Origin of the sequence: Pseudoalteromonas sp. SK18, from assembly GCF_001974855.1 — a bacterium.
Taxonomy (GTDB): domain Bacteria; phylum Pseudomonadota; class Gammaproteobacteria; order Enterobacterales; family Alteromonadaceae; genus Pseudoalteromonas.
In genome coordinates this window covers 16600-28603 of the sequence record NZ_MTQB01000011.1, presented here as the reverse complement: position 1 = coordinate 28603, position 12004 = coordinate 16600, and the positions used below count along the sequence as shown (strand labels likewise).

Annotated in this window: 12 protein-coding genes; 1 reads left to right on the top strand and 11 read right to left on the bottom strand. The window is 37.4% G+C overall.

Annotated features, from left to right (window positions below):
• Positions 1-3: 3 nt before the first annotated feature.
• The 8 genes from BW139_RS09875 to BW139_RS09840 all read right to left on the bottom strand — a co-directional run bounded on the left by BW139_RS09875 (position 4) and on the right by BW139_RS09840 (position 5789).
• Positions 4-909, bottom strand: a complete 906-nt coding sequence (locus BW139_RS09875; protein WP_076919523.1) for a MoxR family ATPase — start codon at positions 907-909, stop codon at positions 4-6.
• A gap of 7 nt (positions 910-916) precedes the next feature.
• On the bottom strand, positions 917-1300 hold the full coding sequence (locus tag BW139_RS09870) for a response regulator (RefSeq protein WP_076919522.1): 384 nt from the start codon (positions 1298-1300) through the stop codon (positions 917-919).
• 321 nt (positions 1301-1621) lie between these two features.
• Entirely contained in the window at positions 1622-2035 is a 414-nt protein-coding gene (locus BW139_RS09865; protein WP_076919521.1) for a DUF1090 domain-containing protein, read from the bottom strand.
• A 39-nt stretch (positions 2036-2074) separates the two neighbouring features.
• Positions 2075-3043 (bottom strand): ATP-dependent 6-phosphofructokinase, encoded by a 969-nt coding sequence (locus tag BW139_RS09860; RefSeq protein ID WP_076919520.1) that lies wholly within the window; start codon positions 3041-3043, stop codon positions 2075-2077.
• 185 nt (positions 3044-3228) lie between these two features.
• The gene (locus BW139_RS09855; RefSeq protein WP_013464932.1) at positions 3229-3801 is read right to left on the bottom strand and encodes a tRNA-(ms[2]io[6]A)-hydroxylase; all 573 of its coding nucleotides are present in this window, start codon (positions 3799-3801) and stop codon (positions 3229-3231) included.
• Between the two features lie 68 nt (positions 3802-3869).
• Positions 3870-4508, bottom strand: a complete 639-nt coding sequence (locus BW139_RS09850; RefSeq protein WP_076919519.1) for a sulfotransferase — start codon at positions 4506-4508, stop codon at positions 3870-3872.
• Positions 4509-4514: 6 nt separating this feature from the next.
• Entirely contained in the window at positions 4515-5414 is a 900-nt protein-coding gene (locus tag BW139_RS09845) for a hypothetical protein (protein ID WP_076919518.1), read from the bottom strand.
• A 6-nt stretch (positions 5415-5420) separates the two neighbouring features.
• A complete protein-coding gene (locus BW139_RS09840; RefSeq protein ID WP_054200934.1) occupies positions 5421-5789 on the bottom strand; it encodes an MAPEG family protein in 369 nt (122 codons plus the stop codon).
• Between the two features lie 122 nt (positions 5790-5911).
• Between BW139_RS09840 and BW139_RS09835 the strand changes: the two genes are divergently transcribed.
• Positions 5912-7273 (top strand): DUF2254 domain-containing protein, encoded by a 1362-nt coding sequence (locus BW139_RS09835; protein WP_076919517.1) that lies wholly within the window; start codon positions 5912-5914, stop codon positions 7271-7273.
• Here BW139_RS09835 and BW139_RS09830 read toward each other — a convergent pair.
• From BW139_RS09830 to ggt, 3 genes are all read right to left on the bottom strand, one after another.
• The gene (locus tag BW139_RS09830; RefSeq protein ID WP_076919516.1) at positions 7270-7980 is read right to left on the bottom strand and encodes an SIMPL domain-containing protein; all 711 of its coding nucleotides are present in this window, start codon (positions 7978-7980) and stop codon (positions 7270-7272) included. The genes BW139_RS09835 and BW139_RS09830 overlap by 4 nt on opposite strands.
• A 108-nt stretch (positions 7981-8088) precedes the next feature.
• Entirely contained in the window at positions 8089-9783 is a 1695-nt protein-coding gene (locus BW139_RS09825) for an NAD-dependent malic enzyme (protein ID WP_076919515.1), read from the bottom strand.
• 357 nt (positions 9784-10140) lie between these two features.
• Positions 10141-11919: a gamma-glutamyltransferase gene (gene ggt / locus BW139_RS09820; RefSeq protein WP_076919514.1), complete on the bottom strand. Its 1779-nt coding sequence runs from the start codon at positions 11917-11919 to the stop codon at positions 10141-10143.
• Positions 11920-12004: the final 85 nt, after the last annotated feature.

Below are 12004 nucleotides of genomic sequence, written 5' to 3'. Positions count from 1 at the left end.
GGTTTAAACGGGCACTAAAACATGTTTTAAAATGTCTGCAATTTGGTTGTTGCCCGCTTCACTGTGCAAACCTAATCTATGCTGGCACACACTAGAGAATACCGCTTGTACATCTTCGGGAAGTACAAAATCTCGACCTTCAATATAGGCCCATGCTTTTGCTGATTTTGCTAACGCCATACTTGCTCTTGGTGAAAGCGAAGCTGATAACGATTGAGCCTCACGAGTGTAAGTCACTAATTCAATTATATAATCAACAACCGGAGCGCTTAGCGTAATATTAGCTATAGATTCTTGTATTTGTTTAAGTTGTTGTTGGTTAATTCGCTGTGGTAATTGGGAGTAATCGCGCTTTTGATTGTTTAATAGTAATCTTTTTTCAGCGTTTTTAGGTGGAAAACCTAAGCTTATGCGCATTAAAAAACGGTCTAATTGCGATTCTGGCAGCGGATAAGTTCCTGCTTGATATAAAGGGTTTTGCGTAGCAATAACAAAAAACGGAGTAGGGAGCGGGTACTTTTCTCCATCTACAGTCACTTGTTGTTCTTCCATGGCTTCTAATAAAGCACTTTGGGTTTTAGGACCAGCACGATTTATTTCATCAGCAAGTACAACTTGACTAAAAATCGGGCCTTTATGAAATGAAAAACTGTGTTCTTTATTATTAAAAATATTGGTTCCAATAATATCAGCCGGTAATAAATCGCTAGTAAATTGTATACGCTGATACGACAACCCCAAAACGGCCGCCAATGCATGCGATAAAGTGGTTTTACCCATGCCAGGTAAGTCTTCAATTAGTAAATGGCCTTCACTAAACAAACAGGCTAATGCTAATTTTATTTGTTGTTGTTTGCCAAATATAACCGTAGATAGGTCATCAATAATGGTGGTAACAATGTGCTGCATAATTTAATTAATCTATAAGTTCTAAACGTTTCATTACGGCATCAACTTTTTGCGCGTTGAAAGGTTTGGCTATAAATTCTTTTGCACCAAGCTCCCAAGTGTTTTGCACGGTTTCAAAGCTGTTGTGGCCAGAACACATAACCACATGGGCATGTGGATGCTCGTTGTTAATTGACTCTAAAATTTCAACACTTTCAGAATCAGGCAAATCAACATCTAAAAAAATAACGTTAGGCGACTTTTCAATAAGTAAGGGTTTAGCACAATTAAAATTATCGCATTCAATTATGTCGTCGAAACCCAAGCCAGCTAAAACTAGGCTTAAATCAGCACGGATCTGTTTAACATCATCAATGATTAAAATAGGTTCGAGTGGGCGTACAAATTCCATATGAATACTTCAACATTTTTTACGGCTTGTGGTTTAATATTAAGCCAAGCAATCAGGAACCTCAAGGTGATAACTATGAATAACCGTATTTGCCGTTTAAATGCACCTTATGTCCGATACCGTCTAGTATTGGACTTAGTGAGGGTGTTAGAACCAAAATACAGTGCTACATATAAGTATAAGATTAACTACCTATAATTTATATTATGTTAAATAGGATAAGTTAATACCTCAACAAGCTAACGGCACGGTGTTTATGCACGTTATTATCACTGTATCTGAGCCCTTTTCCCATAAAGATGTATTCAACTATAAAACTCACTACGCGCTATTTGCTTTGTTTAAACTATTAAGCTCATTAGTTAATTGTTGTAGCTGCTTAGTTTTTTCATTTAGCTTTTGCTGATACTTTTCAATTTTATCGAACTTGCCTTGTTGCTTAGCTTTATTTATATCAGCTTTATATTCTTCAATTTCGATACTGGTCTTATCTATTTTTTGTTGTAACTCTGTAATTAATCCTTCGTGGCTACAATGTGAATTTATACTCTTTAGTGCTTTATCAAGGCCCGCGACTTTGTGATCATTACCTTGTTGTTTTGCAATTAATAATTCTTGGTTAACTTCACAGGCTTTCTTTTCACAGCCGTTTAAATTCATACAATTGTTTTGAGCTAACACGCTTGCTGAGCTTACTAATAACAGGCTTATTGCTGTACCTCTTAAATATTTCATTTATAGTTTCTCATTCTGGATATTATGCTTATTTAATTACTATCTACAAAATACAAATAACAGCCCTTGTAGCTCGTCACTAATAACGTGTTGTTTAACAACATCTTGCATAGGTGTATTAGCGACTGCGTTATTTAATATACCAACCATTATAGCGGTTTCCCCAGCACATAATGCTTTTACACTTTGTACAGCCAATCTAATTGCTAACATACGATCAGCTGCTGATGGATTACCACCTCGTTGTAAGTGCCCTAGTTTAGTTACACGTAAATCTATATTTGAATTTACAGCAGCTATTTTTTCACACACATGCTCAACACCAATTTCGTCGCCTTCAGACACTACCACGATAAATGCGTGTTCACTGTGATAATCTCTAATTTTATTCAATAAATCATCAATGTCTTTATCATTTTCAGGAATTAATATTGAGTCGGCACCAGAAGTTAGCCCTGCATAAGTACCAATATAGCCAGAATCACGCCCCATTACTTCAATAATAAACACCCTATTATGGGATTCAGCTGTATCTCTAATATTATCAATGCATTGCATTGATGTGTTTACTGCTGTATCGAACCCTAAGGTGTAGTCTGTGCCTGCAATATCATTATCAATAGTGCCAGGAATACCTATATAAGGGATGTTGGTAATGTGCGATAACCATAAACATCCTCTAAAAGAGCCATCGCCACCTATGACAATTAAGGCATCAACATTATTATGTTCAATTGCAGCTAAAGCTTGCTGCCTACCTGTCTCTGTTCTAAATCTTTCACTGCGTGCAGTTTTTAACACAGTCCCACCCAAGTGCATACTTTGTTGCAAACTTTTATAGTCCAAGGGAATTAAGTCATTATCAATAAGACCCTCAAATCCTTTGCGAACCCCTGATACTTTGATCCCTTGTTGTTGAGCGGTTTTTACTATGGCAAATAATGCGGTGTTCATTCCCGGAGCATCCCCACCAGAGGTTAGCACGGCAATATGTTGAATTGGCTGCATTGGTTCACATCCTATTAAGCTATACATTAATAATTGATAATAGCTGTTTATTGTTTGGCTGTGTTAACTAAGTGCTGTTAAGTTGATCTACTTAGGGTTTGATTGATTAATCAGTATGAAGAAAGGAAGAGTAATTTGAAAAGTTGGTATGTTGTTTTTGCTTTATCAAACAACATACCCTGTTTTTAATGAAGAGCCGCTGTAAAAGGAATGTTTTTACAAATTTCTGCTTCTATTGTTAGTAGCTCATCTAAGCGTTCGTCAACTTCTTGTTTATCAAAGTATTCGTAGGCAAGCTCCACAAATAAATTTTTATGTTTTTCTTCTGACTTAGCTATTGCAACATAAAAATCTTTTTCTTTTCCTTCAGGTAGCGCCTCGGCAACTAAAGAAAAACGTTCGTGTCCCCTCGCCTCGATTACACCGCCAACAAGTAGCCTATCCATTAAAAAACCATCACGACCGTGTCTAAAGTGAGCGCGTATTTGTTTAATATAAGGATCTTTTTTATCGTCGCCTAAATTGGTATCGCGTTCTATCAATAACTTAAGCACTTGCTTAAAATGAATTAACTCTTCTAGTGCTAAGTCAGTCATGGCTTTAACTAACTTACGCTTATCTGGATAATGTGAAAGCATAGACATGGCCATGCCCGATGCTTTTTTTTCAGCAGCTGCGTGGTCTTGTAAAAAAGTTTCAAAGTCAGCTAAAACAACTTCGGTCCATTCAAATGGCGTGTGGTATTTTAATTCAAACATAAGGATACAACTTATAAAATAATGCGTGGATTTTAGCGTATTTAAAAATAAAAATCTTGGCTCATGGTTTAAATTTGGCTCTCATAAGGTAAAAATTTATCTATCCGCCCTTTCGCGGTCGACTCAATTTTTAATGGATGCTTTATATCATTCCACGCGGTGACTTTACCGCCCATATTCATTTTTTCAAATCCGGCTAATTCAGAGCTTATATTTAAAAAATCACAAAGCTGACTAAAACTGTTAGGTTTAGCTATATCTATCGCTAAAAAATCATTTTCTCGATTACTGAAATAAGCCTTAGCATTATCAATATGCTTTTTATAACAGTCAGTTAAATATTTATCGTTATTTATGTTTTCTAGTGAAAAATCTTTAAACGTATTCAAATAACAGCGTTTTAAATGAATATTAAAGCCACCATCTGCCCGGGTTAAATTAGTGTGCATTCGCTGTAAAAGCTGACGGATAGAAGGTAACCAAGCAGCAAGATCTCGCTCTAAATATATAAATTTTGCGCCTGGATAGAATTTATCTAATGCTTGAAAATCGTTAAATACAGGCGTATCTGCTATAGCCAGCGCATTATCAAAACAAGCGGTGGTATATGCAGTATGAGCGGTTGGTATACCAAATTGTAAAAATGCATTGCATACACTGGTGGTCCCGGTTCGCGGTAAACCTATAATAAATATTTTTTGTGTCATGGGGAGTTAAATATCTTTTTCTGAAAACCAAAGTGCAGCATCACCTAAGGGAGTTAATGCTGGTAACTGATTGTTTTTTAGTTTAATAATTGTTTTATTTTTTATATCAGCGTGCTCTATTGCACTGCGGTGATACGCATTAAATAAGCGGTCGAACTCACCGTTACTGCGCATTATTTCGAGTCCTTTTTCGACGGCTTGCGCAATTTTCGGTGTGTCTTTGTTAAAAAAGAAGTAGATGGCGGCTGGGTATTGCAACATTAAATGTGGCACCAAGGTTAAGTTTGCACCTGTATCATCTTTAAAGGTATTTAGCTCTGTTTCAACCTCAAGCAACGATCGAGGAAATACATCCCCCCTGCCTTTTATTAACATATTAAATAATGAGCTGTATTCAATTGATGTTGATACAGTTAATCCACTATCTAATAATATTTTTGTATCAGGCCAATCATGTCCTTGAATAAAATGCACTGGTTTGAGGTCTCTCAGGCTCTCAATACTTGATAAGCTACTAAGCTTGTTTTGTGTGGTTACTAATAAACGCCAGCCATATAATCCTTTAAAAATAGGCACTCTTACAGGTAGGAGTTCTTGCTCTCGCTGCTGTGAAGTCATAGTCCATGCAACATTAATTTCATCGTTATGAATAATTTGTTTTAAAGAGCGGCTTTGTGCCATCGAAATACTCGAAGCATTTAATGTGAAACTCTCACCACTGGATTGCAAGGCGGCCCTTAATAATACTATTGGGTATAAAATTTCATTTTCGCCACTGCGCATGGTTTTTGGATAGACAACTTGTAAAGTATCGCTGGCGTTTTTTGTGTTGTTTTCTATTGCCGATGCACCAGGTGCAACTAAGCTAATAAAATAACAAGTTGAAAAAACAATAGCGAATCGCATCTTTATTTATCGACTTAACAATAAAATTAAGGAACTTACAAAAAGAATAGCAAATGTCATCATCATACTTAATACACGTGCTTTCAAATTGTTAGTTCTAATAGCTGAGCCATGAAGTGCACGGCTTATAAATAGCAAACCGCCAAGTGCATGCATATAATGACTTGCTAAGCCTTGATACTCTAATAAGAACAGTAAAATTAGGCTAATTGGTACATACTCAATGAAATTCCCATGAGCTCGAGTTGCACGTTCAAGCTCAGGATGACTCCCATTACCAAGTGAAATGCCTTCAGCCTTGCGTATTTTTACAACATTAATACTCAGGTAAATATAATATAGTGCCAGTAAAGCCGCATAACTCGATATAATCACAGTATTTTTCCATTAAATTTTTAAGCAATAATAACACATAACTTAAGCTGTAAAATCACTTACTTTAGTATCAAATATGCTAGAGTGATTTATAGATTGGTATCGTAATAAGTAAGGATAATATGTATTTAAGAACAAAAATAACCAATAGCTACCGCGAAATAATTAACAGTATTGGGTTTTATCCCTCTTTATTATCTGTTGCTTTTTTATTTTTTGCTGTGCTGACGATGTCAGTCGAGTACTTAGCCCCTATTGAGAAACTTAAATCACTAATTTCATTTATATTAGTTGATAGCGCAGAAAACGCACGTACCATTTTAAGTACCCTCGCTGGCAGCATTATTTCGTTAACCGTATTTAGCTTTTCTATGGTGATGGTGGTATTAAATTCAGCCAGTGCTAGCTTATCACCTCGAGTTGTTCCTGGGCTCATTACCCGTAAATCACACCAAATGGTTTTAGGTTTTTATTTGGGTAGTATTATTTATTCAATAATAATGCTGATAAATATCAACAAACTCGATAATGGTAATACCGCTATTCCTGCTCTTGGCGTGTTGTTTGCGCTTGTTTTTGGATTAATATCTTTAGGGTTATTTGTATTTTTTATTCATTCTATTTCAAAAGCAATACAAGTAGATAACGTATTAAATGGGTTGTTTAGGCAAACAAAAAAAGAAATTCAAGACATTATCAAGATGCAAGACGAAAACCCCGTTGATAACTTTCCTGAGTTTTCAAACTGGCATTCAATAAACAGTACAACCGAGGGTTACTACAAAGGGGTTCATTCTAATAAATTATGTGCCCTACTAGCAGATGAAAATATTGAGCTGTTTATTACGGTTAAGCAAGGTTATTTTACAGTTAAAGGTTACCCGTTTTTAAAGTGTAATAAGGACATATCTGAGAACGAAGAGTTAATTGAGAAAATTTTAGATTGCTTTATTTTTTATATAGAAGAATACATTAGCGACCATTACCGCTATGGGTTAACACAAATATCAGAAATTGCGGTAAAAGCTATGAGCCCAGGAATAAACGATCCGGGTACTGCGGTTAAATCAATTGATATGTTGAGTATATTATTAATAGAACGACTAAAGATTAATGCAATAAATTACTCATGCTATGAAAAAGATGAGCAACCATTGTTGTACTTTCATGAAACCAGTTTTGATGAACTACTTCATGATAACTTCACCCCTTTACGCAATTATGCAAAAGCCGATGCCTATGTAATGACTAACGTTATTGAAGCATTTAAAAATATTTTATTTATTGCTAATGAGAATGTGGATGCACGAAACAGTGTGTTTAATTATTTAAATGCCATTGTTGATGATATTAATCAGCACATAGTTAACGAATACGATCGTCAAGAGATTAGTAATATGCTGTATGCCATTGTGCGTATTAGTGAGTCACAAGGAAAGCAGTTGGTGGCACGATTTGAGCGCCACCCACCTATAAGCGCTTAATCAATATAATAAATTGCGTAACTTGATGCGCTTATTGTAATTTCACCAGCATGATAGGCATCGGGTACATAGTTGCTCGGTGCACCATCAGCAATCATTACTTTTTCACTGCGCATGTAAGGTACTGATGGCATATCAAGCGGACTTAAAGACGCACTATATAAGCCTTTCAATTCAACATCAAAATCATCAGTTAACTCTTTTGCCGCTGCTTTAGCTTGTTTAATAGCTAATTTTTGTGCTTTTTTGTGCAGCTCATCATAGTTGCTCGCTAAAAACTGGGTTTGCCTAATTTCATTAATGCCATTATTAACTAAGCTTTGTAAAAGCTCAGGGTATTTATTAATCGCAGAAAGTTTAATTGTCAGCGTTCTCGATACTTTAAAGCCGGTAAACTCTTGCTTACCTGTTTCACGGTTATATTGATTATCGCGATAGATTGAGATTTGACCAGCATTAATATCGGCATCAGCTACACCTAGTTTTTTTACTAAACTAATTGCGTTGGCCATAGTGGTATCGGTTTGTTTTTTTGCGGCAATTAAGTTTTTATCTATTTCAGTAATACCTACTGTTAATAGAACATGATCGGGCATAGTTGTTAGTGAAGCTTCACCTTTAACATAGATATGCGGCTCTTCAGGAGCACTGGTTGCATAGGCTGACGTACTGAGCAAAGCAGCCGTTATAATCGAAAGCGTTTTCATAAGTCTATCCTTTTAAATTTGATTGCCTTAGTTAACACCTTATGTGGTTAATTGCAGATGAACAAGCATAAAAAAACAGGCAAAAGCCTGTTTTTTAGTAATGAAGCTTTAAATGCTGCAACGCTTGTAGTTACGATACTTCGGTAACCAGTAGTTTCTGTCGATGGCTGCCCACAGTGCATCATCTGAAATTTCAAGGGCAACGCCCTCTTCAATCGCTTTTTTAGCGACTGCAAAAGCAATGCGTTTACTCAGCGTTTCAATTTCTGTTAACGCAGGTAATAAGCTACCTTTACCTGTATTGGCTAATGGTGATGACTCTGCCAACATTTCGCTCGACATAATTAACATTGCATCGGTAATACGCGTTGCTTTAACAGCAATTACACCTAAACCAATACCAGGGAAAATATAGCTGTTATTACATTGAGGAATGGGGTAAGTCACGCCGTTATAAACAACTGGGTCGAATGGGCTACCTGTGGCTACAATCGCTTTACCATCAGTCCATTTGATAACATCTTCTGGGTAAGCTTCTACTTGTTTAGATGGATTACTTAACGGGAAAATAATAGGTGCTTCACATTTCGCGTGCATAGCGCGAATAACTTGCTCAGTAAATAAGCCCGGTTGACCTGATACACCAATTAAAATATCTGGTTCAGCGCAGTGCATTACATCTAATAATGACGCGTATTCGCCGCTGTAAGTCCAATCGGCTAGGCAGCTTGTTGGTTGCGCTAACATTTGTTGGAAGTCGCGTAAGCCTTCCATGCCATCAGTTAACAAGCCAAAGCGGTCAACCATAAACACTTGGCTGCGTGCTTTTGCTTCACTGATGCCTTCAGCCACCATAGTGCTAACAATTTGTTCAGCAATACCACAACCTGCAGAGCCTGCGCCGACAAACACGACTTTTTGAGTCGATAGTTTAGCGCCTTTAACACGACAAGCTGCTAATAAAGAGCCCACAGTAACCGATGCAGTACCTTGAATGTCATCATTAAAGCTACAAATTTCATTACGGTAACGCTTTAATAATGGCATAGCATTTGGTTGTGCAAAGTCTTCAAATTGCAGTAACACGCTTGGCCAACGACGCTTAACCGCTTTAATGAATAAATCTAAAAACTCATCGTACTCATCTTGCGCAATACGCTTATGTCGAGCACCCATGTACATTGGGTCGTTTAATAGTTTTTCGTTATTGGTACCTACATCAAGCATAACCGGTAATGTGTACGCTGGGCTAATACCGCCACAGGCGGTATACAAAGAAAGCTTACCAATTGGAATCCCCATACCGCCAATACCTTGGTCGCCCAAGCCTAAAATACGTTCGCCATCGGTAACCACGATAACTTTAACTTTACCTTTAGTGGCATTACGTAAAATATCGTCAATTTGAAAACGATCTTCATAAGAAATAAACAAACCACGGGCACTGCGATAAATATCAGAAAACTTCTCACAGGCATCACCCACCGTTGGGGTGTAAATAATAGGCATCATTTCTTCAATATGATCGCGTACCAAACGGTAGTAAAGCGTTTCGTTATTGTCTTGAATGGCACGTAAATAGATGTGCTTATTTAAGTTGTCATTAAAACTTGAGTACTGTTGGTAACAACGCTCAACTTGCTCTTCTATTGTTTCGTAACGAGGTGGAAGTAAACCAGCAAGATTAAAGTTTTCACGCTCTTTTTGGCTAAATGCACTTCCTTTATTCAATAACGGGGTTTCAATTAGGCCTGGGCCAGAATAAGGAATATAAAGATAATTTGGATCGGTATTTGTAGTCATATTTCCAAGCTTTACTGAATCTTAAATAATGATCTGCCATTATCATTGTTAAAGGCTAAATTGCAATGACATTTAAGCTTGTCAGACCATTGAAAATGTACAAATACAAGCGCTACTTTAGTATAAAGCCACTCATATTTGGTGAATATGTTAGCTGCCTGATGTGGGTTTAAAACGTTAAACGCGCATTAAATAATGTGCGTGCTTTGTTTAATGGTTACAACAGTGCCAATTATGTTTAGGTTTGCTAATTTTTTTACGTTAGTTAACATGCTATTTTCAACCAAATAGTTATTAACTATTAATCTGTTACATTTAAAACAGCAGGCAGCAAACCTGCTGTTTATTATACATGTTTTAAAATTTAAATGAGGCTTTATTATTACTTAAATCAGATAACGCCATCCCTTCTCTGCGCGGATCGGCAGCGCCATACAAACGGTTGTTTTTTACCTCTACCGCATGCAAGCCTGAGTTTAGGTCAATCACACGTACATCATGGCCGCGCTCTTCAAGCTCTGGTACAAGCGCTTCAAGCTCAGTACCTTTCTCAAGGCTAGTATAATCATTACGATTGGTGGTTCGGGGTAAATTAATGGCTTGTTGGGCGTTTAAATCCCAATCTAGAACACCAATAACCACTTGCGCTACATAATCAATAATACGACTCCCACCAGGAGAACCCACCACTAAGCGTAAGCTGCCATCTTGGTTAAATACCATCACCGGTGACATTGAGCTGCGCGGGCGTTTATGCGCTTCTACTCTGTTAGCCACTAACTTGCCATTTTTACGTGGCGAAAGTGAAAAATCAGTTAGCTGATTATTTAAAATATAACCATTTACCATCACTGTTGAGCCAAACGCCATTTCAATAGAGCTGGTCATTGATACGGCGTTGCCGTTGCTATCAACAATCGATACGTGTGAGGTAGAGGGCAGCTCAAAAGAATCATCGTTTGCATAGCTTAAGTAATCTACTGGGTTGCCTGGCTGTGCTTTTTGATCTTTTTCAGTGATTAGTTCTGCGCGGGTGGCAATATAGTCTTTATCTAATAATTCTTGGGTAGGTACTTGGGTAAAGTCAGGGTCGCCAATGTATTTATTACGATCGGCAAACGCAATACGTGAGGCTTGGCTAAAGTAATGAATTGCCTCTGGGATATTGGCTTTTATGCTAGCCATGTCTTTGTGTTCAAGCAAACCTAAAATTTGTAGCACTGCAACACCACCACTGCTAGGAGGCGCCATAGAGCACACATTATACACTCGATATTTTATACAAACGGGTGCACGCTCTTTACTGCTGTAATTAGCAAGGTCTTGCACAGATAATTTACCAGGCGCGATTTTTGATTTTTGCACCGCTTTTACCATGGCTTTAGCGTTATCGCCTTTGTAAAACGCATCTATTCCTTTTGAAGCAATATCTTTATATAAATTAGCCAATGGCTGATTTTTTTTAATACTACCTACTTCAATTACTTTGCCATTAGGGAAAAAATACTCATTAATCACCGGCATACTCATTACACCTGGGTTTAATTGTCTAACCAGTAACCCATGTAATCGAGGCGATACTTCAAACCCTTGCTCAGCAAGTTTAATAGCAGGTTTAAATAAGCTAGCCCAAGGTAAGGTGCCATACTGTTTATGGGCGCTGGCAAACGCATGTAATATACCGGGTACGCCTACAGAGCGACCACCTACAACCGCTTCTATCCATTTTACTGCATTGCCGTGTTTATTTAAAAACAGGTTTGCATCGGCATTACTCGGTGCGGTTTCGCGGCCATCAAAGCTGGTAAGTTTATTATTAGCTTTGTTGTAATACATCATAAATGTACCACCACCAATGCCTGATGATTGCGGCTCGACTAATGTAAGTACTAATTGGGTGGCGATAGCGGCATCAACCGCACTACCGCCTTGGGCTAAAATGGCTCTACCCGCTTGTGAAGCATACGGGTTTGCCGCGGCAACCATATATTTATCGCCAGCCACTAAATGTTTTTGTACAACGCCTGTAGCCGCTTCAGGTTCACGTGTTTCAATTGTGCTTGCTTGCTGTGCAAATAAAGGTAAAGACAGTGCACTTAAAGAGAGAGCAAATAAAGAGTTGAGCTTAAAATTCATAATTACTGATTAAACTTAAATTGCATGGAAGATAATTGGCATCTTAAAGTTAAACAGGCACAATATGCAAAAATAAATATAAAAA